The organism is Telluria sp. GW821-FHT07G12 (genome assembly GCF_059418525.1).
The window spans coordinates 25,762-50,799 of record NZ_JBWKQA010000009.1 but is presented as its reverse complement, the minus strand read 5'-3'; the positions used below and the strand labels follow the sequence as shown (position 1 = coordinate 50,799).

The window sequence follows — 25,038 nt, the reverse complement described above, 5'->3', positions numbered from 1 at the left end:
GGAGCGCTTCAATGACAAGCTCAGCGATCAGCACGTCCGCAGCAGAAACAAGCTATTCCGCCCACGTCGACACCTTCGCGCGGGACCATCTTCCGCCACGCGAGCAGTGGCCGGACCTCGTCTTCGACCTTCCCGAGCTCCAGTACCCGGCGCGCCTGAATTGCGTGGCCGAGCTGCTGGACGCGCACGTGGCCGCGGGCCGCGGCGAACGCATCGCCGTGCTGGGCGAGCACCGGGGCGGGCAACTGAGCTGGACCTACGCCGAGCTGCAGCGCCAGGTGGACCGTATCGCCCACGTGCTGCGCACCGACATGGGCCTGGTGCCCGGCAATCGCGTGCTTCTGCGCGGCGCCAACTGCCCGACGATGGCGGCGGCGATTCTTGCGGTGTTCAAGGCCGGCCTGGTGGCGGTGCCGACCATGCCGCTGCTGCGCACGCGCGAGCTGGGCGTCATCATCGACAAGGCGCAGGTCAATGCGGTGCTGTGCGCACGTTCGCTGGCTGGCGAGCTGGAAGGGGTAGCGGGGCATCCGCCGGTGGTCTACTTCGACGATCCCGGTCACGCGGACGGACTCGAGGTGCTAATGGCCCGGCATGCGGATCCTTTTGCACCTGGCGACACCGCGGCCGACGACGTCTGCCTGATCAGCTTCACCTCCGGCACCACCGGCGTCCCGAAGGGCACGATGCACTTCCACCGCGATGTGCTGGCGATCTGCGACTGCTTCCCGCGCTACACGCTCAAGGCGCAGGAGGACGACATCTTCATCGGCACGCCGCCGCTGGCCTTCACCTTCGGCCTGGGCGGGCTGCTGCTGTTCCCGCTGCGCATCGGCGCCGCCGGGGTGCTGCTCGAAAAGCTGACGCCCGAGAGCCTGCTGGCGGCGATCGAGCGCTACAAGGCCACCGTCTGCTTCACGGCGCCCACCTTTTACCGCCAGATGACGCCCCAGGTCCCTCGCTTCGATCTGAGCTCCCTGAAGAAGTGCGTCTCGGCCGGCGAGGCCTTGCCGCTGCCGACCCGCGATGCCTGGAAGGCCGCCACCGGCATCGCCATGATCGACGGCATCGGCGCCACCGAGATCCTGCACATTTTCATTTCCGCCAGCGGCGACGAGATCCGCCCCGGCGCGACCGGTAAGCCGGTGCCGGGCTACCGCGCCTGCATCCTCGACAAGGACGGCCAGCCGGTGGGGCCGGGCGTGATCGGCCGCCTGGCCGTGAAAGGGCCGACCGGCTGCCGCTACCTGGCGGACGAACGCCAGCGCAACTATGTGCTGAACGGCTGGAACCTGACCGGCGACGCCTACGAGATGGACGGCGACGGCTATTTCTACTACCGCTCGCGCACCGACGACATGATCATCTCGGCCGGCTACAACATCGCCGGCGCCGAGGTCGAGGACGTGCTGCTGCGCCATCCGGCGGTGGCGGAATGCGGTGTGGTCGGCCGCGCGGACGAGGAGCGCGGGCAGATCGTCGAAGCCCATGTCGTGCTCAAGCCTGGGTTTGACGGCACGCCGGAGATGGTGCGCGCACTGCAGGACTACGCGAAGGAGCACATCGCGCCCTACAAATACCCGCGCGCCGTGCGCTTCACCGACAAGCTGCCGCGCACGGAAACGGGCAAGCTGCAGCGCTTCAAATTGCGAGCTCAGTGAAAATCTTATGAATATCGTTTGCATAGGCGGCGGACCGGCCGGCCTGTATTTCGCGCTGCTGATGAAGAAGCAGCAGCCTTCGCACCGCATTGTGGTCGTCGAGCGCAACCGGCCCTACGACACCTTCGGCTGGGGCGTGGTGTTCTCCGACCAGACCCTGGGCAACCTGGTCGCCAGCGACGAGACTACCGCGCGTTCCATCCTGCAAGCCTTCAACCACTGGGACGACATCGACGTCTTCTACAAGGGCGCGCGGGTGACCTCGGGCGGGCATGGCTTCTGCGGCATCGGCCGCAAGCGCCTGCTGAACATCCTGCAGCAGCGCTGCGAGGAACTGGGCGTGGAGCTGGTGTTCGAAACCGACGTGCAGGACGACCAGGCGATCGCCGCTCGCTACGATGCGGACCTCGTCATTGCCGCGGATGGCCTGAACAGCCGCATCCGCACGCGCTACGCGGACGATTACCGGCCCTTCGTCGAAACCCGGCGCTGCCGCTTCGTGTGGCTGGGGACGAAGAAGAAATTCGACGCCTTCACCTTCGTGTTCAAGGAGACGGAATTCGGCTGGTTCCAGGCCCACATCTACCAGTTCGACGGCGACACCTCGACCTTCATCGTCGAGACCCCGGAAGACGTGTGGCGCAAGGCCGGCCTCGCCGACATGGCGCAGGAAGAGGGGATCGCCTTCTGCGAGCGCCTGTTCGCCGAGCACCTGGACGGACACGCGCTGATGTCGAACGCAGGCCACCAGCGCGGCTCGGCGATCTGGATCGCCTTCCCGCGCATCGTCTGCGAGCAGTGGGTGCACTGGAACGGCGACGTTCCTGTCGTGCTGATGGGCGATGCGGCGCATACGGCCCACTTTTCGATCGGCTCCGGCACCAAGCTGGCGCTGGAGGATGCGATCGAACTGGCGCGCTGCTTCGCTTCGCATGAGGGTGACCTGCAGGGAGCGCTGGGCGCCTACCAGGCCAGCCGCTCGGTGGAGGTGCTGAAGATCCAGTCGGCGGCGCGCAATTCGATGGAGTGGTTCGAGAACGTCGAACGCTACAGCGCGCTGGAAGCCGAGCAGTTCGCCTATTCGATGCTCACCCGCAGCCAGCGCATCTCGCACGAGAACCTGCGCCTGCGCGACCCAGGCTACGTGGCGCGCTTCGAAGACTGGTTCGCGCGGCGCGCCTGCGCGCAGGCGGGTGTGCCTCTGCCCGAGGGCGCGCAGGTGCCGCCGATGCTCACGCCCTACCGGGTGCGCGACGTGGTGCTGAAGAACCGCATCGTGGTCTCGCCGATGGCCCAGTATTCGGCCGTCGACGGCGTGCCAGGGGATTATCACCTGGTGCACCTGGGCGCGCGTGCCATGGGCGGCGCGGCCATGGTGTTCGCCGAGATGACCTGCGTATCGGCCGATGCGCGCATCACCCCGGATTGCCCGGGCATGTACGCGCCGGCGCACACTGCGGCCTGGAAGCGCATCGTCGGCTTCGTGCATGGGCATACCGATGCGAAGATCGCCATCCAGCTCGGCCACGCCGGCGCGAAAGGCTCGACGCGGGCGATGTGGGACGGGATCGACCAGCCGCTCCCTGCGGAGAACTGGCCGCTGATCTCGGCATCCGAGCAACAGTACCTGCCCGGGATTTCGCAAATCTCCCGCGCGGCGACCGAGGAAGACCTGGACCGCGTGGAAGCCGACTTCGTGCGCGCTACGCTGGCATCCGACGAGGCGGGCTTCGACTGGCTGGAACTGCACTGCGCGCATGGCTATCTGCTGTCCTCCTTCATTTCGCCGCTGACCAACCGCCGCACCGACGAGTACGGCGGCAGTCTGGAAAACCGCTGCCGCTATCCGCTGCGCGTGTTCCGCGCGATGCGTGCCGTGTGGCCGGCGCACAAACCGATGAGCGTGCGCATTTCGGCCCACGACTGGGTCGAAGGCGGCATCACGCCGGAAGACGCGGTCGAGATCGCGCGCCTATTCAAGGACGCCGGCGCCGACATGATCGACTGCTCGTCCGGTCAGGTGAGCAAGCAGGAAAAGCCGGTGTTCGGCCGCATGTACCAGACCCCGTTCGCGGACCGCATCCGCAACGAGGCCGGCATCCCGGCCATCGCCGTCGGCGCCATCTTCGAGGCCGATCACGCCAACAGCATCATCGCCGCCGGGCGCGCCGACCTGTGCGCAGTGGGACGGCCGCACCTGGCCGATCCGGCCTGGACCCTGCACGAAGCCGCGAAGATCGGCTTCACGGCCATCGCCTGGCCGAAGCAGTACCTGGCCGGCAAGGCGCAACTGGAGCGCAACCTGGAGCGCGAACGCCAGCTGGCTGCGGCGAACACGGGCCTGTCGCCGCAGCAGGTCGCGGCAAAGCTGCTGGAGGGCTGATGGAGACGCTGAACGGAAAACATGCGGTGGTGACGGGCGCCAGCCGTGGGATCGGGTTGGCCATCGCGCGCAGCCTGCTGGATCGGGGCGCGCGCGTGACGCTGATGGCCCGCTCCGGTGAAGCATTGGATGCCGCGGCGCGCGGCCTTGGCGGCGGCGTGGCGTGGCAGGCGGTGGACGTGACCGATCCTGCCAGCGTGGACCAGGCCTTCGCTCGCGCGGGCCCGGTCGACATCCTGGTCAACAATGCCGGCCAGGCGGCCTCCAGCCCCTTCCTGCGGACCGACGCGGAAACCTGGCAGCGCATGCTGGACGTGAACCTGACCGGCGCCTACCACTGTATCCAGGCGGCGCTGCCGTCCATGCTGGACGCGGGCTGGGGACGCGTCGTCAACGTCGCCTCGACGGCGGGGCTGACCGGCTACCGCTACGTCGCCGCCTATTGCGCGGCCAAGCATGGCCTGGTCGGCCTGACGCGCGCGCTGGCGCTGGAGCTGGCGACCAAGGGCATCACCGTGAACGCGGTCTGCCCCGGCTATACCGACACCGACATCGTGCAGGATGCCGTTGCCAACATCGTGCGCAAGACCGGCCGCTCCGAAGAACAGGCGCGCGCCGAGCTGGCGGCCGCCAATCCGCAGGGACGGCTGGTGCAGCCCGACGAGGTGGCGCACGCGGTGGCGATGCTGTGCATGCCGGCGGCGTCCGCCATGAACGGCCAGTCCATCGCGGTGGCCGGCGGGGAGCTCATGTGAAACCACAGGACGACGGCTCGCTGGACATGACCACGCGCCTCACCGGCGAGCACCACCAGGCGCTCAAGCTGTGGCTGCGCATGCTGTCCTGCACGGTGCGGGTCGAGGATGCCATCCGCAGCCGCCTGCGCACCAGCTTCGGCATCACGCTGCCGCGTTTCGACCTGATGGCGCAGCTGGAGCGCGAGCCGGACGGCCTGCGCATGGGCGAGCTCTCGAAGCGGATGATGGTCACCGGCGGCAACGTCACCGGCATCGTCGACCAGCTCGAACGCGAACAGCTGGTGGCGCGCGTGCCGGACCCGATCGACAAGCGCGCGTCCATGGTCAGGCTCACGCCGGCCGGCCGCAGCGCCTTTGCCGAGATGGCCGCCGTGCACGAAGGCTGGGTCGCCGAGCTGTTCGCCGACATTCCCGCCGCCGACAAGACCAAGATGATTACGCTGCTCGACACCATGAAGCAGCACCTGAACGACAACAAGGAGTAGACCATGCGACACCTAGCCGGCGAAGCGCATTCGCTGCCGCGCAACCGCGACATGCTGGCCAGCTACCGCGCCGAGCATTTCCTGTACGAGGCCGTCGACGGAGTCGCCACCATCACCCTCGACCGCCCGGAGCGCAAGAACCCGCTGACCTTCGAGTCCTATGCGGAACTGCGCGACTTGTTCCGCGCGCTGGCCTACGCGGACGATGTGAAAGCGGTCGTCATCGCCGGCGCCGGCGGCAATTTCTGCTCGGGCGGCGACGTCCACGAGATCATCGGCCCGCTGACCAAGCTGGACATGCCCGGCCTGCTGGCCTTCACCCGCATGACCGGCGACACCGTCAAGGCGATGCGCGCCTGCCCGCAGCCCATCGTGGCTGCGGTCGACGGCGTCTGCGCCGGCGCCGGCGCCATCCTGGCCATGGCCTCCGACCTGCGCCTGGGCAGCACGCGCGCCAGGACCGCCTTCCTGTTCGCCCGCGTCGGCCTGGCAGGCTGCGACATGGGCGCCTGCTCGATCCTGCCGCGCCTGATCGGCCAGGGACGGGCGGCGGAGCTGCTGTACACGGGCCGCTCGATGTCGGCCGAGGAGGGCGAGCGCTGGGGCTTCTTCAACCGCCTGTGCGCGCCGGAAGCGGTGCTGGCGGAAGCCCAGGCGCTGGCACGCAGCCTGGCCGAGGGCCCGACCTTCGCCCACGGCATGACCAAGAAGATGCTGCAGCAGGAGTGGAACATGAGTGTCGACGAAGCCATCGAAGCCGAGGCCCAGGCCCAGGCGATCTGCATGGCGACCAACGATTTTCATCGCGCCTACCACGCCTTCGTGGCGAAACAGACGCCGCAATTCGAAGGAGATTGAGATGCCGGATAAACGCTACCTGGAGTGGCCCTTCTTCGACGGCCGCCACGCCGACCTCGAAGCGACGCTCGACACCTGGGCCGCCGAACACGTGCGCGGCCTGCACGGGCATGACGTCGATGCCGATTGCCGCCAGCTGGTGCGCCTGCTGGGTGAGGGCGGCTGGCTGCGCCATGCGATCGCCGGCAAGGACGAGGCGATCGATACGCGCGCCATCTGCCTGATCCGCGAGACCCTGGCGCGGCATAACGGGCTGGCGGATTTCGCGTTCGCCATGCAGGGCCTGGGCTCGGGCGCGATCAGCCTGTTCGGCACTCCCGGGCAGCGTGAACATTATTTGCCGCGTGTGGCGCGCGGCGAGGCCATCGCGGCCTTCGCGCTGTCCGAGCCTGGCGCCGGGTCCGACGTCGCGGCCATGCAGTGCGCAGCGCGGCTGGACGGCGATGCCTACGTGCTCGACGGCGAGAAGACCTGGATCTCGAACGGCGGCATCGCCGACTTTTATGTGCTGTTCGCCCGCACCGGTGAGGCGCCGGGCGCGCGCGGCATCAGCGCCTTCATCGTCGATGCCGGCGCGCCTGGCTTCGAGATCGCCGAGCGCATCGAGGTCATCGCGCCGCATCCGCTGGCGCGTCTTCGCTTCGACGGCTGCCGCATTCCGGCCTCGCAGCGCATCGGCGAAGCCGGTCAGGGCTTCAAGGTGGCGATGGCGACCCTGGACGTGTTCCGCACATCGGTGGCCGCCGCCGCGCTGGGTTTCGCCCGGCGTGCATTGGACGAGGCTTTGGCGCATGCGAGCTCGCGCCAGATGTTCGGCGGGGTGCTGTCGGACTTCCAGCTGACGCAGGCGAAGCTGGCGCAGATGGCCACGCAGATCGACGCCAGCGCGCTGCTGACCTACCGCGCCGCCTGGCAGCGCGACCGCGGCGGCAAGGTGACCAAGGAAGCGGCCATGGCCAAGATGACGGCCACGGAGTCGGCCCAGCAGGTCATCGACGCCGCGGTGCAGATGTTCGGCGGCCTGGGCGTCACCAGCGGGCACCCGGCCGAGCAGCTCTACCGCGAAATCCGGGCGCTGCGCATCTACGAGGGTGCGACCGAAGTGCAGCAACTGATCATTGCGCGCGAACTGCTGCGCGAAGCGAAGGAGTCGACCTGATGGATATTCTTCAACCTCCGGGCTGGCCGCGGCCGCGCGGTTACTCCAATGGGGTCGCCGCAAGCGGCCGCCAGGTGTTCGTGAGCGGGATGATAGGCTGGAATGCCGACGGCCGCTTCGAGAGCGACGATTTTGCCCTGCAGGCGCGCCAGGCCTTGTTGAACGTGGTTGCGGTGCTGGGCGAGGCGGGGGCAGGGCCGGAGCATATCGTGCGCATGACCTGGTATGTGGTGGACAAGCGCGAGTACCTCGCAGCGTCGGCGGAGCTGGGCGCGGCGTATCGGGAGATCATCGGCAAGCATTATCCGGCGATGACGGCGGTGGAAGTCCGGGCCCTGATCGAGGATAGGGCCCGCGTGGAGATCGAGGTGACGGCGGTGCTGCCGGAGGGATGAGGGAGAACGCGTGTCGACTCGCTGGCGAGCTGTCAATGTGATTCAAGTATATTTACACTGACCTATTGCTGAGTATCAAACGTCGTGCCAAAATGCCTTTTAGTCATCATTTCGATGAAACTAGGAGGCGTGGATGAAAAGAATTGCTGTAGCAATCTTTACTTGCCTGATGTCTGCCGCAGCCCTTGCGGCTCCCCATCGCCAGCTCGACCTTCGCAACCAGACCGATGCCAATGGCGAATACACGATTTCGCTGTGCGCGCGGCCTTCACCCGGGCCGGCTTCGCTCCCCGGCCACGCCTTCGTCGCTTACAGCGTGAAGCCGACCGGCGGCGAGCGGAAGTTTCTGGCGCTGGGTTTTACGACCGGTGATCCGGCGATCAAAGGCGTTCTTTCCTTCAGTTCGATATTGGCAACGCCTGCCGGTTATCTCGGCGAAGAAAAATTCACCTCGGTGAATGAACAATGCCTCGTCTTGCTCGTCAATGAGGGCGACTTTAACAAAGCATATGCGCAGGCTATGCCATTTTATAAAGTCCCGGCCCTGAGCGCGCTCAGGTATACCGGCGTCTACTCCCTGACGAACAACGATTGCATGACCTTCATGATCAATACCGCGAATCAGTTCGCGCCACGCGTGAAGGTCCCGCCACGTCAAGCGACAGATCTGCCGCTTCCTTATCTGCGCAAGCTGATCGACGCAAACTAAGCCCGGAAGGAAGAATCATGTCGACGCAAGCCTTGCGCCAGTGTTTCGTCATGCTTTTTGTGGCCTCCTTGTCGCTGCTCGGCGGCTGTGTTTCGGTGCTTACCGATCCCTTGCCGTTCAACGCCCAACTGGCGCCCCGGCCAGCAGGCGCCGAGCCGCGGCTGTCATGCCTGTCGGAAGAAGATTTGTCGACTTGCGTGCTGCCTGGGATGAAACTCGTCGTGTTCGAGAGCGATGCCAGGGACCATACGCTGCAGGATCGCACCCTGGTCGAATCCCGGACCGAATGGCTGATACCGCGTCCGGAAAAATTCGGACAACAGGATCTGTTCCAGCTCGCCCGCCTGCTGGCGATTGCGATGCCGACCAATGCGGCGGCCGGAAGCCCGGTCGATGCCTCCAGATGCTACGAATCCTGGATCGACAAGCATTATCCGGAAGACTTCCGCACCCGGTTCATTCCCCGTTTTCTTGAAAGCCTGACGCTCCGGTACAAGATGCGTGCGGGGGAGTCGGCCGGCACTGCGGAAAGCGTACAACAATGGATGCAGGCGATGCCCGCGCCGGGGAAATACGCCGGGCCGCAGCTCTATTTTTCCATTCCACGCGGCGGCCCGGACACCATGGCGGCTTGCGGCGGCGACGACGCCGGTCCCGATCTCAACTTGAGCGCGTTCGGCGGCGGCAGCCCGTTCCAGCGGCAGACGAACGACGATCCGTTCACATTGGTCAAGGACGCGCTCAAGCCAGGCTGGTACAGGCCGGACGCGCCGCTCCTGAAGTCGAGGTCCTTCCTGGCGCTCATGGTGCCGGTCACGGTAGCGGGGGCGCCGGGCCTGCATTATGTGCCGATCCATGCGTCTCTCGACGAGCTTCCGGACTACCTCGGCATCCCGCGCGAGCGCTTCAAAGGGGTAAGGCGCGACATCCGCCTGATCCCGCCGCCGCAATTGCAACAGCAGCCCTACGCGAAGCGGATCATGATTCGCGCAGCCGAGGGCAGGCATGCGCTCGCGGATCCGACCACCTTGCCCGTCAAGGCGGATCTCATGCGATTGCTGCTGGTTGCGCCCGGCGATGAAGTCGTGATGTCGTCCTACTAGTCTGCTACGGGCGGGGGTTCCATGCGGAGAAGGAAGTTCCTCAAGGTTGCTGGAGCAGGGGTCGCGCCGGCTGCCGGACTTGCGCAGGCGGCGCCGGCGCCACGGCTGCAGTTTCTGGGGCTCGACCTGCAGGTCGACGATCCCGATGCAGGCGGCAAGATGACAGTGCGGCCGCCTGCGCCGGCCATGTTGCCGTCGCGGTGCAAGCTGCTTGCCTGGAATGTCGAGCTGGTGCGCGACACGCTGTATGTGCGAAAGGCAGGCCTTCGTTATGGGGGCGCATCCGTCTTCCTGAAGATGCAGATCCCGGTGGTGCGCAGCGGCGGCGTATTCCGCCTGAGTCCAGGAAAGTACACCGGTGTCGGCAACGATGGCGGCACAGGCATGTGTTTCATCCTCCCGCCCACCGACAGCTATCCGTCAGGCAGCGGATTGCGCTTGAACGTCGGCGCCCTGCCCGTGGAAGGCGAGTTCGAAGCCGGGACCGTGGTGGTCGATGCGCAGGGCGGCGTGTCCCTGCGCATGGCCAGCTTCACAGGGCACACGATGGGCCGCATTGCCCCGATCGAGCTGATTGCCGGTAATGGCATGCTCATGCTCGACCTGGCGCGCGGCCTTGCGGCTTACGCCGACGGATCGGTCAAGCTGAAGACCAGCACCCTGATGGCGCCGCGGCCGGGACAGGAATGGACGCCGTGTAGCCAGGATAATGCGCTGCGGGCTTACCAGTTCAGCCTCGACGCCGTACCCAATCCGATGCCGCTGCGGTTTGCCGGGACATCCGAGCCGCTGCCCTTGAACGTCGAACGCCTGGGGCGGACGGTGCCGCTGGACGACGCCGGCCTGTATGTCGGGATCCACGCCAGCGCCTACGATCTGGTGCTGAGCATGACGGTGGGGCCGAAGGACGCCGTCATGGCAAGCGCGCTGGCGCTGGCCGCGCGCAGCGGCAAAGGCGGGCCGCTGCGCCTGACGACCTTCGCCATCGCGGATGCGCATAACGTCCCGGTGGACTGGCGCATGCCGCCGGACACCGCGATTCCCTTGCGCGTGCGCTGGGCCAACGCCACCCGTCCCGGCACGCTCCTGCTGGATCCGCCCGCGCGGGCCGGCGATCGGCAGGAAGCCGGCATCCGGGCCGAGCCTGACTCCCTTGCCGACCGGCGTGTCCATGGCGATATCGCCGACGCCATCGTCCATGTCGGGGCAGCCGTGTTTCTGAAGGCGGCAGTGCCGTGCCTCGAGCAGCAAGGGTTCACCCCGGCGAACACGCCGGCCAACCTGGGCGAACAGTTCGCGCCGGCGCTGCTGGCCGAGGCCACGGCGCCCATGTTCGAATGGACCACGGAGGGTACCGCCTTCGAACGCGCCCGGCCGGGGAATGCCTACCGGGGCATCAATTCGACGCCGACCGTACGCAATTACGAGTTCTCCGGCGCGCCGGTCGCACTTCCCATGGTGGCGCTGGCGCACCTGGACCAGGCTTCGATGCGCGATTTCTCCGCGCGCTTCAGAGCGGCGCTCGACAGCGTGGTGATCCCGCGGATGAGCGCGCCGGCGCAAGCGCTGGTGCACGAGAGCGCGCGCCAGGAAGCGCCTGTCGACGCTGCGCAGTTGCTGCGCTTGAGCCATCTGTTCCAGCACAGCGCCCCCGCGCGGTCCGTGGCGCTGCCCGCGCCCTCGAGCCGGTCCGCGCCTCCCGACGATCCGCTGGAATTGGCAGGGTTCACGGTCCAGCACCTGTTCAACATTCCGAACGGGCCGCTGGGAGAGCCGGGTACGTTGCCGCTGAACATCGTGGTGAAGCGACTGAGCGGGGCCGAGCCCGACTACATCATCGTCGAGACCGACGGGTCGCTGGATCAGGCCTCGATCCCGAAGCTCGATTTCACGATTGCGATCAACAATACCCTGATCGTGCTCGATCCCTTGCGTGAGGTAGCGGGCATCGCCGCGCCTGGCGGCGGCAAGGGTCTGCCCAGGGCGGTACTGAAGCTGTCGCGGAATCAGACCCTGGCGCAGATCCTGAAGGACCGGCCCGGCTACGACGACGTCGCCCGGCGCCTCCCGGGCAGCTTGCAGGCGCGGGAATGGGTGGGGCTGATCCTGTTCGGCGTGCCCGCGATGCTCGGTCAGGCCGAGATCCTGGCCAGCCTGTTGCCGGTCAAGGAGCTGGCCGACCTGCGCTTCCAGTATGTGGCCGTCACACCGCGCAAGCAGGATGAAGCGGACGCGCTCGGCTACAGCGTCGCCGCCTATCTGAGAAAAGACTTTGCGCCCTTCGTCGGCACGAAGCCGGCCGAGACGCCGGAGGGCGAACTCGAAGCGGCGTTCGGCGTCAAGTCCATCGAAGGCAGCTGGGACGGGTCCATGCTGCAGAGCCTGCGCGTCGACTGCATGCTGCGCTTTTACGGTTTTCTCGGGCTGCAGAACAAGACACCGCGCGACGTCGCCATCCTCGGCCTGTTCGACCGCGCTGCGAACGCCTTGAAGTTCTCGGCCCAGCTCGATGTGCCCGTGGGCTTGCTGCCCGACTCCAACGCGTCGGACGGCGAGGGGCCAATCAAGCAAGTGTGGTTCAAGGGCGCGACCGTGACGATGAACGGCAAGACGCCGCATATCGCGATCGATGGATCGATCGAACTGCGCCCGTTCAAGGTCGGGAGCCTCCCGCAATTCGCGATCGACGCCAATTTCAACTGGGTCGACTTCGATGGCTTGGGCATCGACCTGCCGGATCCCTCGTCGGGTTGGCGGCTATGCTCGATCAGTTATCCGAGCATCAGGGTGAATTTCGATGGGCCGCGTTTCACGATCGGTCCTCTGGTCCTGAAGCTGTTTTCCCTCGGTCTCGACGTCGACCAGAAGTTCGATTGGGGCCGCCTGGTCATGCTGAAGGATCTTCCTTCGCTTCCAGCCATAAAGCCGCCTTGCCTGTTGTTCGGGGTACGTATCGAGCTGATGAAGCTTCCGTCGATCCTGTCGGCCTCGGTCGAGGCACTGACCTTCGACCTGCAGATCGGCGCCTGGCCCGACCTGGGGCGCAGCCATTGGCCGGCGGTGAACCTGGCGGCGGGACTGTCCGCGCTGGGCTTCGAGAAGCTGAACCTGAACCTGTTCCGCTTTCTGGAGGTGTCGGCGGAAAAGGCCGCGATTACCGAGCAGCCGGAACTGCATACCACGTGGATCAAGCTCGAAGAGGTGCGCGTCAAGGTCTGCGGCACGAGTATCTTCGACAAGCTGCATGCCGCTTTCTTCGTGTCCGGAGGGCAGAGCGGTTTCGTCCTGATGGTTTACTGGAAGAAGGACGTCGGCGCCGCGTTCGCGGTCGAATGGCTGCTGCTTGGGCACAATGTGGTCTTGCCGCCCAACTTCATCATCGAACAGATGGCCTTGACGCCGCCCGGCCGCGATGTGGATTTCGGGTCGGCGCAGGGGGCGCTGCAACGCTGGTCCGACGTCCAGTGCCTGCCGGCCAACGCCGAGGCGTCGAGCCGCGACTGGCTGATCGGTGCGGGGATCAGCGCCCTGGAAGGCTTCTTCCAGGGCCGCTTCGTCTACCAGGAGGGCCAGGTCTGCGCGCTGTCCCTGCAAGGCGAATTCCTGCGCTGGATAGGACTGGAGACGGGAATCGCCGGCGTCTATTTCAAGGGGCGGCGGCCGGAGGACGACCATTTCTACTTGTCCCTGACGGTTCCGGCCATCGCAGTCGGCCCGATCAGCTTTACCGGCGGCGTCGTCGCGGTGGACTTCGGGGTGAACGGCAACGTGCAGCTGGACCTCGGCTATCCCTGGCAGAATCCCGACGGCTCGCGGCAGTGGCATCGTGCGCTGGGGGCCATCGTCACCCCCTTCCAGGGCAGCGGCGGGTTCTACATCGAACATCGCCGCCAGCTCGTCGGCAATACCGGCAACACGACCGCGGTCAAACTGGCGGCCGGCTATGCGATCCAGGCCGGCCTTGGCGCCGTGTTCGGTGGCGGCATCTTCACGGCCTGGGTCACCATCGGCATCTATGCCACCGTCGAAGGCGATCTGTATATCGCCGAGCGCGAGATGGTTGGACTGCGCCTGGCGGGCGCGATCGGCGTACTGTTCCGAGGACACGCAGGGCTCAACTGGTGGGTGATTTCGATCGATATCGATATCGTGATCGGCGCGGAGGCGGGGGTGGCCATCACCTGGGCCAAGGATGAGGACTGGCGCCGGAAACTGCTCCCGGGCCCGGGGAGCGACAGCGGCAGCAAGATCGTCCTTCACTTCAATTTTACGGTGTATGCCTCGGCCAGCGCGTCCGCATGCATCCGGCTCGGCTTCGTCAAGATCTGCAAGCGGATTTCCGTTTCCATCCCGATGCGGGTCCAGTACGCGTTGACAATGTAGGGATTCCGCCCCATGGCCATCGATTGCTATCTCCTCGTATCGCATTTCTGCCGCACGCAGACGAATCTTCCGGTGCCCGCGGCGCCGGGAGAGGAGCCCGCACTGTGGATGATCGTGCAGCCTTACGTGGCGGTGAAGGACCTGTCTGCCTGGATCGCGCAGGTGGCAAACAAGGCCGGGGACACGTCCGGCGTGCTGAACTACAGCGTGCTGAATGAAGGGAACGCGCATAAACTGCAGGACACCGAGCTCGTGCCGGTCATTCTTCCACCGGATGTCTCGCTGGTCCTGGAGCGCCTCGACGCCGCCCGGACGCGCCTGGGCGAGCTGCTGGTCAACGACCGCAGCGGCGTCTCGGTGGCCGACGCCGACGGCTTCCAGCGCGACAACGTCACGCCCGAAAAAGTCGACAGGCTCACGAAGCCGCTTCGGGGACCGTACAGCGCGGGCTTTGTCGCGCAGCTGGCCGAGGCGCTGGCCGCCGAGAAGGATGCGGACGGACTGGTCGACTGGCTGAAGATCTCCTTCCAGATCAGCAGCACGCGGCGCCTGCGGCCATCGACCGTGCTGCGGCAGGAAGCGGTGCACCTGTTCGACGCGGCGCCCAGGCTCCAGCCCGAGGTGTTGAAGCGGGCCAGCGGCGAAGCGATTCGTACGGTGAGCATGTTGTCCTTGTGCGGCCACATGCTGAGGCTGGACACCGGCATCGGCTTCGAAGGCATGCGCGCGATCGACAGCCTTGCCCTCAGCCTGCGCCGCAGGCCCGGCGCCGGACGCGAAACCGAGGACCTGCCGCTCGGTGACGAAGCCGCTTACCTGCAGGCGCTGTTCCTCAGCATGGGGGCGGGCGAGCCCCTGCCGGATCCGCCGCAGCGTTGGACCGTCAGCGTCGATCCCCAGGTCGCGCAGCGTGTTTATGTGCTGCCGCATCGCACCGGCCTGGTACAACGAAAACTGCGGTTCGACCCGGCAAGCGATGGGGAGCGCAGCCTGTTCTTCCGTAGCGACGGCAAGCAAGGCAGCGGCATGAAGTCCATGCCGCTCTCCGATGTCGAGGACCTCGGCGTCTTCCTGAGCGATAAGGACATGCAGAAGGACCCGCCCGGCAGCATCGACGCCTGGTTTTACGAAACACTGCGCGGCCGCTTGATGCCCTACAGGGCCGCCACCACGGCGGGCGCCGAGCGCCCGCGCGGTTTGTGGCAGCTCACGCCGGAACCGGCGGACCGTGAACGCTTCGTGACGGTATTTACCGATCGCGCCAAGGCGGGGCCCGCGACCTGGCCGGCCGACTGGACGCTGCACGGCCCCGATGGCGGACGGATCGCGCGCGGCAACCAGACGCTCGAGTCGCAGTTCGTCGGCGCGCACCTGTTGCCGTGGGATGAAGTCGGGGCTATGGATCCGGCCACCATGCAGCCCCGGCCCTACGTCTCCTTGCCGACGGTGCTGTTCTGGTTCGAGGATCCGAGCCCGGGCCAGGTACCGGTTGCACCGGGACAGTCGACCGCACTCGAGGTCACGCTGGTGATGCCTTTGAAGTTCAGCATTCCCCTGGTCTACCAGCCTTTTGGCGTACCCGGCGGCACGACCGGCGGCGCGCCATGGCGCTGGACGCCTTCTCCCTTGCCGAACTCGATGTGGAACGCGATCGAGCTGAAAGCGGATGCGGCGCTGCTTCGTGTCCTCGTTCCGGCCGTGAGCCGCCGGGGCGATTACATCGTCCAGCCGGCCCAGAGCGGCCAGCTCCTGGAAGGCGTGGTGAAAGTGACTTACCCGGACTTGCCGGAGAAGCCGATTGCGAGCCTGGCCTACCTGGTGGATCACGAACTGAGCGCCTACCGGAAGCTCAACGAATATTATCGGGACCGTACGCCCGGCGGGAAGCTGGGTGCGCTGACGCCGCTGAATCCCTGGAGCAACCGGCCTCCGGTGTTCACGCCGGATTCCGAGAGCCACTTCAACACCTTCCAGTACCGGCACCAGTTGTTCTTGTACGCCCCGCCCGCCGGGGCGGAGGCGAGCAATTTCTATCGCAACAGCTACGCCTATTTCGGAGGAACGCGCGAGACCATCCTCGACCTCGAGCATACGACGGGCCATGCCTTCGAACTGGCGCGTTCTTCGAGCCGCATCACGCACGACCGTCCTCCCTTGCTGCCGAACGGGCTGCGTCCCCAGACGGATGCGAAGACGCCGGGGATGACGGCATTCTTCACGGTTCAGTTCCTTCCGGCGGACCACGACAAGGGAACACCCGACCGTGTCAGCCTGAGTGTCGATAAGCGCTACCTGTCCGGCGGCGTCAATGCCCGAGCTCTCGACGACAAGGAGGGCGATCTCGGGACCAACGCCTGGCGCGCCGTCGCGGAGATCGCCTATGCGGACCAAGTGCGCTTGCGGGGAAGCTTCCGCCGCTTCGATTTTGCCGGCGCGATCCGCCAGGCCCAGGCCGGGTCCGGGCAAGTCGACCTGAGCGCGGCGCTGCTGCCGGTACCCGAATGGGACACGGACAAAACGTTTTGGGACATACCGGGCCTGCGCGAAGCGGCGCGCGGCTGGCTTGCCGCCGGTGCCGTGACGCCCGAGCCGGCGCGCTTCGAGATCGCGCTTGTGCGCCCGGGGGCGGCGCCGATCGCGACGAGCTGCCATGTGGTCGAATTCTGGATCGAGGTGAGCCGCGACGGCGCGACGCTACCGGCACTGGCGGCGCCGATCTTCGTCCGCCCGGCCACCGGCAGCATCGACGTCGGCGAGGCCTATGACGAGCATGGCGAAAAACTCGAGCAGATCGCGGATGCCGACACGCTGACCCAGGTGCAGAATCTCTATCGCGAATATGTCCGCCAGCTCTCCGGCGTCTTCGACCCCGGGGCGCCGGGTGGAAACAGCTGGCGCTCGCTATGTCCCGTTACCGACCCTGCCAGCCCGGTCGAGGAATTGCGCGCACTGATCGGGAGCGGTCTCAGGCCGGAGCAGGCGAATCCGGACGCCAGGAAAGCCGATGGCAGCGATTGGATCGTTCCCGGCAAGTTAGGAGATGCCGGCAATCCCATTCTTCCCGCTTTCGCGCCCTTGAGCTTCAGGCCTCTCGGTGCGCAGTATAAAGGCGTGGCGAGCTATCGGACGCTGACGCGTTACGCGAAGGTCCTGAAGATGCTGATGGACGCCGAACCCGGCGCATGGAATAAAGACTTCCAGCTCAGCGCCTGGCGCGACTGGTATCTCAAGCTGGCGGCGCAAACAGGCAAGATCGCTGCCTTCGTGCAGAAAGTTCAGGGCCTGATCGTTCCCGCGTACGTGTTCGAGGAAAAGGAGGGTTTGCTCGACACGGAAGTGAATGCCTTGCTGGGACATTGGAAGAATCGAAGCGGCGGCTTCAAAGGAAGCCAGCGCGCCCTCGGGCAGCTGCTGCTCGGGAACCCGGCCTTGTTCGCGGATGCCAGGGCGCTGCTTCTCACCAGATTGTCCGCGAGCGGGCGGCTGCCGCGAAATCTCGTGCGCGTGCAGGCCGATCGCGATATTGGCGTCGTTCAGAACACGAGTAGGATGGAGCGCGCGGTGCTGCAGCTATCCGACGCCATTCTCGGCGACGCCGGCGAACAGGCGCTTGGATTCCTTGAGGTGCTCGGCAGCGAAAAGTACGACGCAGATTTCACGATCAAGAACCTGCGGGCCGACGGCATCGAAGGCCTGCTGCAGGGCGAGAAAGGCGCGGCGCCTGCAAAGCCGCTAGCCATGACAGCCCCGCACACGCCCGTGCCGAATGCCGACGTGGTCCAGCTGCCCTCGCGCGAGCCCCTGGTCGAGGCCGTGCATGTGTTCACGGCCCAGGTCGGCGGCACCGAGCGGGCGGAGTGGTGGGCGCCGTTTTCCTCCCGCGCGGGGACGGGACTCGACGTCGCCTATCTTCTCGAGATGCGCAAGGTCCGTCCGGCCTCGGGCGGCACCGGGTATTACCTCAGCTACGCAAGCAGGCGTGATTTTGCCCGCGCGCCCCAACGCGACCGGGTCGTGGTGTCGACGCTGTTTTACGTCAGCAGCGACGAGGCCAACGATTTCAAGAACGACGCGTTCCGGTTTTCGCCCAAGCCCTTGTCGCGCGCGGCGATTCGCACGCAAGCGGTGGCCGACGACCCTGCGCTGAAGTTCTTCAAGATGCTGGCGGGAGACGCCGACCTCTCCAGGATCGCTGACCTGCCTGACGCATTGGACACGTCGACCGCGAGCCTCGCGGTCGACGCCATGGCGCCGGCCACCCCGCCGATTGCAGTCGAAGGGGAGCAGGAAATCGGTGTCGCCGATCTGGACAAGAAGGAACTGTATGCGCCGGCAGGCACCGCGGCCTTCCTGTTCGCGCCGCAGGCAGCGCTCGATCAGGCGAGGCCCACCCCGGCGCGGCACCTGCTGCTCGTCACACAGGAGCTACCCTTGTGGGAGGGCGTCGCCTACAGTCTCTACCAGACCAGGAATGTCGCTATCCCCGGCGCCAAACCGGGCCAGCGCATCCCGTTCAATCGCGAAGTGTGGCAATTCGGGGTGCCGGCCGGCGATACGGAAGCGCTCAGTCTGCGCACTGATGTCGTCACCGGACTTGGACCGTACGAACTCAAGTCACGCACCTGGGACCCGTATGCCCTGGTCGAGGAGCTGCTGGTATCGAAGAAGATCCTGAGTTCGGCCGCCAACGGGGAGGGATGGAAGTCTTGCGACCTGAGTATCGTCGTCTACGGCTTGCACCTCACTACCTTCCCTGTATTCATCCCAGGCGAGAACGTCGTGCAGACCAGGCGGATATCGCATGGACGGATTCCTTTATGGAACGTGATCGTCAGGCAGGACGGTACGGACGCCGCGTCCGAGGTCATCTTCGACCAGACGCGGCTCGAATTCTCGGTGGACTTCACCTGGACCAACGCGAACAACGTCGAGGTGCTGCGGATCCAGGAGGTCGTGGTGAACTTCAAGGCGCGGAAGTGACAGCGCCGCCGCCGCAGGCTTGAGCTGCGGCGGGAACAGGCAGATCCCCTGCAGATCCATGCGGCGATACGCTGCAGCCGGCGGTATGGCGTCCGGCCGGCGCGCCATGCCGACTCAGCGCACTCCGTTCCCGACCACTGCGCCGGCCGCCGCGCCGTAGTAATACGGACCGTTCAGCGACGACCCGTCCGCATAAGTCTGCACCACCTGCGACGTCCAGTTCGACGTATTGAACGAGGCACTCACCTTGAAGCTGTACTGCGGCGCCGCCGGATAAGGCGAAGGCTTGCTCGGCTGCCCGCTCAGGCGATACACCTGGACACCGCTATTCGAAACCAGCGGCTTCCCGGCCACGCATTGCGAAGGCGCGGCGGTGTATTTGACGAAGTAGGCGGAATTCTGCGCCGTGTACAGCGAGCTCGTGTTCTCGGCGTTGTACGGATTCACGGCCAGCTCCGCCTTGGCCGCCCCCGGCGCCCCGGAAATGAGCACCGCGGTCTCTTCGTCGATGCCGATGCCGGCCACGTTGCCATAATTCGTCACACCCCCGGTACAGCCATTGCCGATACGCGCCATGAAGGAAAACAGCCGCCCCAGCCGGTCGCGCGTATTGAAATGCGAGTCGGTGATCATGTTGCCCAGCGTCGGCACGCTCACGAAAGGTCCGGTCTGGACGAACTTCTTGGACGAGGTATTCAGCGGGTCGATCGTGACGGCCCGGTCGAAGGGATTGCCCAGGGCGCCCGGGGTTTCGATCGAACCGTTCAGCGCGGCGAAGGCATACTGACCCAGCATGGCCGTGCCGGCGCTGGTGCCGCCGACCGGAATCCCCGCGTTCACGGCTTTCTGGATCAGGTTGGCGAGCGAGGTGCTCTGCCAGTAATTGTAGTAATCCGCCTGGTCGCCACCCGCAATGAAGATGGCATTCGCCCGGCCGACCACTTTCAGTACTTGCGGATCTTCGGCCATGGCGCGGCTGGAGATGATCAGGGTTTCGACGGAAGTGAGGCCGAGATCGATGCCGCCCACCATTTCGTAGCCCTTCGGCGAGGTCGTGTCGACTTGTCCGAGACGGCTGTAGATGTATGGGTTGTAGGCATCGGTGCCGGTGGCGCGGATGATCACGAAACGCCCGCCGGTGGCTTTGGTGATGCCGGCGCGCGCGATCATCCAGCGGAAGGCTTCGCCGACGTCGTAGCCGCCGCCCACCAGCGCGATCGACGGACTGCAGGCGCCCTGGGCGCAGGAGACCGGGGTGGCGCTCACGTTGGTGGCTTCCGGGTTACCGAGATAGGAATAAGTGACGGCCTTGGCGGCCGTCGCGGCGTTGGACGCCAGCAGGAACATCGCGACACACAGGGATGGCTTACGGAACTTCATGGAACCTCCGTCAAAGGGATTTCGTACCGGGGAACATGCGTGAGCTGGCTATACCGAGCAGGCTACATGAGCGTGGCAATTTCGGCATCAAAAAAATGCGCACCTGTCCGTTGGCGGACGAATTTCATGCCAGGCGCATGGCAACCGCACCACAGGCAATGAGCAGCACCGCCAGCAGGCGGCTGCGGCTAACGTGCTCGCGCAGCAGCAGCGCCGCGATCGCGGTGGCGAACAGGATCGAGGTTTCGCGGAGCGCGGCGATGGCCGCCACCGGCGCCAGCGTCATCGCCCACAGCGCGATGCCGTAGGAAGCGACGGTACTGATGCCGCCCACGGGAACCAGCAGCGGCCGTGCACGCGCGGCGGCAAGCAGTTCGCGGGACCGCTCGCGCGCGCTCCACGCGGTGACCGCGAAGCCAGTCAGCAGGAAGATCCACATGGTGTAGGCGGCGGGCGCATTCGAGCGGCGCACGCCGGCGCCGTCGATGAGCGTATACAGCGCAATCACGCAGGCGGTCAGCAGGGCGAATATGGTCGAACGGCGCTGTGCGGGGCCGCCATGCGGTGTGCGCGCCAGTCCCATGGCCAGCACACCGCCGCAGATCAGGAACATCGCGAGCCACTGGCCAGGCCGCAGGCTTTCGCCCGGCAGCGGGCCGTTGACCAGGGCCACCAGCAGGGGCGCGCTGCCGCGCATCAGCGGATAGGCGTGGCTCATGTCGCCGCTGCGGTAAGCTTCGATCAGCAGCAGGTAGTAGGCGCACTGCGTGAGGCTGGAGGCTGCGATGAAGGGCCAGCTGGCCGGCGCCGGCGCGGACATGAAAGGCAGCAGGACGGCGCTGGCCAGCGCCCCTCCCAGCACCACCAGCACGGTGGCCGGCAGCGGGTCCTCCGCTGCGCCGCCGCTGCCGCGCGCTTTCACCAGTGCATTCCAGGTCGCGTGCAACAGCGCGGCGCCCAGCACCGCGGCGATGACGTCGGCCGGTATGCTCCCGTTCACGCCTGAGCGTGCGCACGGAAGTAGCGCGTTGCTACGAAAATCGCCACCGCCTGCATGGCCGCGCACAGGAAGAAGGGCCCGCCGAGGCGCCAGTCCTGCGGCGGCAGGTGGCTGGCCGCGCCCAGCAGCCAGGTGCCGAGCAGCGGCATCAGGATCACGCCCAGGCTGCCGACCGATTGCAGGGAGCCCATCAGCTCACCCTGTTCGCCGGTGCCGCTGGTCTTCGAGATGATGCCCTGCAGTGCCGGCCCGGCGGCGAAGGCGAGGAGGTTACACAGGATGAAGACGTACATCATCCAGCCTTCGGTGGCGAGCGCGTACAGCATGTAGGTGATGGCGCCCGAGGCAAGGCCGAGCAGCGAGAGCCGCACTTCGCCGAAGCGCCGGATCAGGATGGACAGCAGGCCGGCCTGCACCACGATGCTGGCAATACCGACGCAGAACATGGCGATGCCGTTGTCGCGCGGCGTCCAGCCAAAGCGGAAGGTGGTGTACAGCACCCAGATCGACTGCAGCATCATCTGGGCGAAGGTGACCAGCGTGTAGACCACCACCAGGCCGCGGATCTCGCGCCGCTGCAGCAGCCGCGTGAGTCCGCCGAAAGGGTGAATGTCCGCAAAGCGGAACGGCTTGCGCTGGCCGGGCGCCAGCGATTCCGGTACCGCGATCCAGCCGTAGACGAAGTTGGCGGCCGACAGCCCGGCCGCCACGTAGAAGGGCAGGTGCAGCGAGACGTTGCCGAGCAGGCCGCCCAGCACCGGGCCGCACACGAAGCCCATGCCGAAGGCGGCGCCGATCTTGCCGAAGCTTTTCGCGCGGTCTTCGGGGCGGGTGACGTCGGAGGCATAGGCCGAGGCCACCGACATGCTGGCCGATGAGGCGCCGCCGATCACGCGGCCGATGAAGAGGCAGGCCAGGTTCGGGGCCCAGGCCGTGCTCAGGAAGTTGATGCACATGCCGCCCATCGAATACAGCAGGATGGGACGGCGCCCGAGGCGGTCGCTGGCCGCGCCGACCATGGGCATGAAGAGGAACTGCATCAGGCCGAACACCGCCGCCATCAGCCCGTACCACAGCGACTGCTGCTCGGGGCCGTGGACGAATTCACCGACCAGCGCCGGCAGCACCGGCACGATCAGGCCGATGCCCAGCATGTCGATGAACACGCAGATCAGGACGAAATTCAGGTTGCCGGCCGAGGGCCTGGCGAGGGTCGCGGTGCTGGTCATTCGCTAATGGTAGCACCCTTGACTGTCAGTTAATGTCAGCAATGAGGACAGGAGTCAGCCGCCACTCCATTCTGTTGCGAAGTCGCTGCGGAAGTCCATCAGCGCGGCCAGGCGCCGTTCGCCCAGGCGGCGTCCGGCCTCGGTCTGCATCATGCCGGGCAGGCGCGCCAGCTTGACCGCGATGTGGTCGAGCGAATACGCCTGGTCGTCGAGCGCGCGGCCGCGGGCCAGCGGGTCGCTGCCGTGGGCGAGGCTGCTGCCCATCTTGCCGGCGATGTAGAACATGCGCGCCAGCCCGACCAGGCCCAGGCCGTCGAGGCGGTCGGCGTCCTGCACGATTTGCGCTTCCAGCGTACGCGGTACGATCGCGGCCGAAAAACTGTGGGCTTCGATCGCGTGCGCAAGGGCGTCCAGCTTCTCGAGCGGGAAGCCGAGCGCCGGCATGCGTTCGCGCGCCAGCTCGGCCGAGCGGCGCGAAGCGGTGGCGCGGGCCGGGTCGTTCTTCGGCAGGTTGACCAGGTCGTGCAGATAGCAGGCGGCCAGCACCACCAGCACGTCGGCCTCGGGGTGATCGTTCAACAGGGATTGCGCATTGCGCCAGACCCGGTCCAGGTGGCTGGCATCGTGGGCGCCGTCCGTTTCGCCGGCGGCACATTCGAGGGCGAGGGCGGCGAAGCGGGTGCGCCAGGCTTCGAGTTCAGGGGTGTTCAGCTGCATCGGTATCCGAAGTGGTGACATTGTCGAAGGCGCGCTGCGAGAGCGCGTCCGCTTGCGTGTTCTTGTGGCGCGGCACCCAGCGCAGCGCCAGCCCGTCGATGCGGGCCATCAGGGCGCGCGCCGCGGCGCGGTAGGCCTGCAGGGCAGGGGCGGCGTCGCAGTCCGTGCCGCTGACGTCGCCGATCACGACCTGGCTGTCGCCATACACGGTAAGGCTCGAGACGCCGCGCGCGACCGCCGCTTCCAGCAGGGCGATCAGGGCGCAGTACTCGGCTTCGCTGCTGTTGCCGTAACCGGCCGGCTGGGAGATCTCGACGGCGCCGTCCGGCCCTTCGAGGCGGGCGCCGATGCCGCAGCGGCCGGGGTTCGGGCGCGCCGAGCCGTCGAACCAGCCGCGCCAGGTGCTGGCCGCGCCGACGTGCCGGTTGGCCTGGCGCAGGCGGGCCTGCTCGCGCAGGGCGTCGCGGGCGGCGCTGCGGCTGGCCTGCGCCTGCTGGTCCGCGGCGCGGGCGGCGACCAGGGCGGCGAGTCCGGCCTGGCCGGCCTTGAGTTCAAGCGTGCGGCGCAGCGCCTGCTCGTCGCTGAGGCCCTGGGCGGCGGCGAGGCGCCGGCTGGCCGCGCGTTCGCCCTTGTAGGCGATTTGTTGAAGATGGTGAAGCTCAATCATGCCGGCAGGATACCTTAGAAGCTATCCCGGTAGGAATGAAAAAAGCGCCGGCGAAGGCGCTTTTTAAAGGAGGGGCTGGCTAAAACCGCATCAGCGGCGCCAGCCGTTATCCGGGCGGCGGTCGTAGCGGTTGGGCACGCCGTCACCGTCGCGGTCGCGGTCGTAGCGGTTCGGGATGCCATCGCGGTCCTCGTCGCCGCGTCCGCCGCGGCGGCCGTGCTCGTAGCGGTCGGGGATGCCGTCGCGGTCGCGGTCCCAGCCGCGGCGCGCTTCGTAGCGGTCCGGCACGCCGTCGCGGTCACGGTCGCGGTAGCCGCGGTCGTAGCCGCCGCCGTAGGCGCTCCAGGCCGCCGGCCGCATCACCCAGCCGCCGCCGTCCTGGTACCAGGTCGGCGCGTTGTAGACATAGCCCGGGCGTTCGGCGATCCAGTAGCCCGGCGCCCACACATGGCGGTGGCCGTTCCAGTTCCAGTAACCCGGTGCCCACACATAACCGTGGCGCGGCGCCGGGATGCGTTCGTACAAGGGTGCGGGCGGTGCGCTGCCGATGTAGAGGCTGACGTTGCTCGCGGCAAGCGAGGGCAACGGAGCGGCGGCTGCGCCGGCAAGAATCAGTGCTGCAAGGGTAAGGGTGCGTTTCATGTTCGGTCTCCAGTCCAGTGCGGATCAAGATGCGTTTGCGACGATTCCACTATAGCTCGCTGCACGGCGGCTGTGCGTGCTTGAAAGAATCGCTTACATCTGATACAGGATCCGGCCGTTCTGTGCTGCCTGGCAGCCACATTGCGCGTAGGAATGGACAGGAGGAGGAAGAGCGAGGGGTGCTGCGGGGAAGGTGACGCGGGGATTCAAACGGCCGCGGGCGAGGTCCGGCAGGGGTGCCGGTGCCGCCCGCGGACGCCGGCGTTCAAATGCGGCTCCCGGCGCGTTCAGCTTGCAGCGAAGCGCGTTTTTCGGCTTCGGTCATGCGCTTGGCGGACACGTGCACGATCGGCATGTTCGGCTGGACGGCGACTTCGACGCGGGCCGGTACGCTGGCCTGGGCGGGCGGGATCGCATCGACAGCCACGCTGGCCACGCCGGCCACGCTGAGCGAAAACAGGAATGCGGCTTCCATGTGTTTGAGGACGTTCATGATGTTTCTCCTTTCGGTTGGGGTGGTAAATCGTGT

The 25,038-nt window shown here is 66.6% G+C and carries 18 protein-coding genes; 11 read left to right on the top strand and 7 right to left on the bottom strand.

What is annotated here, in order from left to right; translation table 11 throughout:
- Positions 1-11 precede the first annotated feature (11 nt).
- The 11 genes from AC07PE_RS24965 to AC07PE_RS24915 all read left to right on the top strand — a co-directional run bounded on the left by AC07PE_RS24965 (position 12) and on the right by AC07PE_RS24915 (position 18,874).
- Complete coding sequence (locus AC07PE_RS24965) at positions 12-1,661, top strand: AMP-binding protein (protein ID WP_498769627.1); 1,650 nt, start codon at positions 12-14, stop codon at positions 1,659-1,661.
- Between the two features lie 7 nt (positions 1,662-1,668).
- On the top strand, positions 1,669-4,044 hold the full coding sequence (locus tag AC07PE_RS24960) for a bifunctional salicylyl-CoA 5-hydroxylase/oxidoreductase (RefSeq protein WP_498769625.1): 2,376 nt from the start codon (positions 1,669-1,671) through the stop codon (positions 4,042-4,044).
- Positions 4,044-4,799 (top strand): SDR family NAD(P)-dependent oxidoreductase, encoded by a 756-nt coding sequence (locus AC07PE_RS24955; RefSeq protein WP_498769623.1) that lies wholly within the window; start codon positions 4,044-4,046, stop codon positions 4,797-4,799. Before AC07PE_RS24960 ends, AC07PE_RS24955 begins: the two co-directional genes overlap by 1 nt.
- A 26-nt stretch (positions 4,800-4,825) precedes the next feature.
- Positions 4,826-5,287, top strand: coding sequence for a MarR family winged helix-turn-helix transcriptional regulator (locus AC07PE_RS24950; RefSeq protein WP_498769848.1), 462 nt, complete (start codon positions 4,826-4,828; stop codon positions 5,285-5,287).
- Positions 5,288-5,290: 3 nt separating this feature from the next.
- Positions 5,291-6,145 (top strand): enoyl-CoA hydratase family protein, encoded by an 855-nt coding sequence (locus AC07PE_RS24945; protein WP_498769621.1) that lies wholly within the window; start codon positions 5,291-5,293, stop codon positions 6,143-6,145.
- A gap of 1 nt (position 6,146) precedes the next feature.
- Complete coding sequence (locus AC07PE_RS24940) at positions 6,147-7,304, top strand: acyl-CoA dehydrogenase family protein (RefSeq protein ID WP_498769619.1); 1,158 nt, start codon at positions 6,147-6,149, stop codon at positions 7,302-7,304.
- The gene (locus AC07PE_RS24935; protein ID WP_498769617.1) at positions 7,304-7,699 is read left to right on the top strand and encodes a RidA family protein; all 396 of its coding nucleotides are present in this window, start codon (positions 7,304-7,306) and stop codon (positions 7,697-7,699) included. Before AC07PE_RS24940 ends, AC07PE_RS24935 begins: the two co-directional genes overlap by 1 nt.
- A 133-nt stretch (positions 7,700-7,832) precedes the next feature.
- The gene (locus AC07PE_RS24930; RefSeq protein WP_498769615.1) at positions 7,833-8,408 is read left to right on the top strand and encodes a hypothetical protein; all 576 of its coding nucleotides are present in this window, start codon (positions 7,833-7,835) and stop codon (positions 8,406-8,408) included.
- 17 nt (positions 8,409-8,425) lie between these two features.
- Positions 8,426-9,511, top strand: a complete 1,086-nt coding sequence (locus tag AC07PE_RS24925) for a hypothetical protein (RefSeq protein WP_498769613.1) — start codon at positions 8,426-8,428, stop codon at positions 9,509-9,511.
- Between the two features lie 21 nt (positions 9,512-9,532).
- Positions 9,533-13,894, top strand: a complete 4,362-nt coding sequence (locus AC07PE_RS24920) for a hypothetical protein (RefSeq protein WP_498769611.1) — start codon at positions 9,533-9,535, stop codon at positions 13,892-13,894.
- A gap of 12 nt (positions 13,895-13,906) precedes the next feature.
- On the top strand, positions 13,907-18,874 hold the full coding sequence (locus AC07PE_RS24915; RefSeq protein WP_498769609.1) for a hypothetical protein: 4,968 nt from the start codon (positions 13,907-13,909) through the stop codon (positions 18,872-18,874).
- Positions 18,875-18,988: 114 nt separating this feature from the next.
- On the opposite strand, the gene AC07PE_RS24910 is transcribed toward AC07PE_RS24915, so the two are convergent.
- The 7 genes from AC07PE_RS24910 to AC07PE_RS24880 all read right to left on the bottom strand — a co-directional run bounded on the left by AC07PE_RS24910 (position 18,989) and on the right by AC07PE_RS24880 (position 25,002).
- Positions 18,989-20,254, bottom strand: a complete 1,266-nt coding sequence (locus AC07PE_RS24910) for a cyanophycinase (RefSeq protein WP_498769606.1) — start codon at positions 20,252-20,254, stop codon at positions 18,989-18,991.
- A 124-nt stretch (positions 20,255-20,378) separates the two neighbouring features.
- Positions 20,379-21,254: an EamA family transporter gene (locus tag AC07PE_RS24905; protein ID WP_498769604.1), complete on the bottom strand. Its 876-nt coding sequence runs from the start codon at positions 21,252-21,254 to the stop codon at positions 20,379-20,381.
- Positions 21,251-22,483 carry an MFS transporter gene (locus tag AC07PE_RS24900; protein ID WP_498769602.1) on the bottom strand — a complete coding sequence of 411 codons (1,233 nt, stop codon included), beginning with the start codon at positions 22,481-22,483 and terminating at the stop codon, positions 21,251-21,253. The genes AC07PE_RS24905 and AC07PE_RS24900 overlap by 4 nt, the downstream gene beginning before the upstream one ends.
- Before the next feature lie 54 nt (positions 22,484-22,537).
- Positions 22,538-23,200, bottom strand: coding sequence for an HD domain-containing protein (locus tag AC07PE_RS24895; protein ID WP_498769600.1), 663 nt, complete (start codon positions 23,198-23,200; stop codon positions 22,538-22,540).
- Positions 23,181-23,867 carry a ribonuclease HI family protein gene (locus AC07PE_RS24890; RefSeq protein ID WP_498769598.1) on the bottom strand — a complete coding sequence of 229 codons (687 nt, stop codon included), beginning with the start codon at positions 23,865-23,867 and terminating at the stop codon, positions 23,181-23,183. The genes AC07PE_RS24895 and AC07PE_RS24890 overlap by 20 nt, the downstream gene beginning before the upstream one ends.
- A 90-nt stretch (positions 23,868-23,957) precedes the next feature.
- Positions 23,958-24,509: a YXWGXW repeat-containing protein gene (locus tag AC07PE_RS24885; RefSeq protein WP_498769596.1), complete on the bottom strand. Its 552-nt coding sequence runs from the start codon at positions 24,507-24,509 to the stop codon at positions 23,958-23,960.
- Between the two features lie 265 nt (positions 24,510-24,774).
- Positions 24,775-25,002 carry a hypothetical protein gene (locus AC07PE_RS24880; protein WP_498769594.1) on the bottom strand — a complete coding sequence of 76 codons (228 nt, stop codon included), beginning with the start codon at positions 25,000-25,002 and terminating at the stop codon, positions 24,775-24,777.
- Positions 25,003-25,038 lie beyond the last annotated feature (36 nt).